Origin of the sequence: Jeotgalibacillus marinus, assembly GCF_040801915.1 — a bacterium.
Taxonomy (GTDB): domain Bacteria; phylum Bacillota; class Bacilli; order Bacillales; family Jeotgalibacillaceae; genus Jeotgalibacillus; species Jeotgalibacillus marinus.
Genome location: NZ_JBFMIA010000234.1, coordinates 1 through 249, shown reverse-complemented (window position 1 = coordinate 249; position 249 = coordinate 1). Strand labels below are relative to the sequence as shown.

1 pseudogene is annotated in these 249 nt (G+C 66.7%); it reads left to right on the top strand.

Annotated features, from left to right (window positions below):
- Positions 1–36: 36 nt before the first annotated feature.
- A pseudogene (locus AB1471_RS17670) lies at positions 37–249 on the top strand (hypothetical protein); the annotation flags it as partial.

Genomic DNA, 249 nt, shown 5'->3' with positions numbered 1-249 from the left:
CGCACCCGCTCACCTGCACCACCTGGGGGATCAACGATGGCCATCGACTTCACACTTGCGCCCGAGCACGAGGAGATCCGCAACCGGGTCCGCAGCTTCGTCGAGGACACGATCAAGCCGGCGATCGAGCCGTTCGGCCACCGCGACGAGATGGCGCCGGATCAGCATCGCGCCTACGTCGGTGAGTTGATCCGCCTGCGCAAGCAGGCGGTCGCGGAGGGTCTGTGGTTGCCGCACATGCCCAAGGAG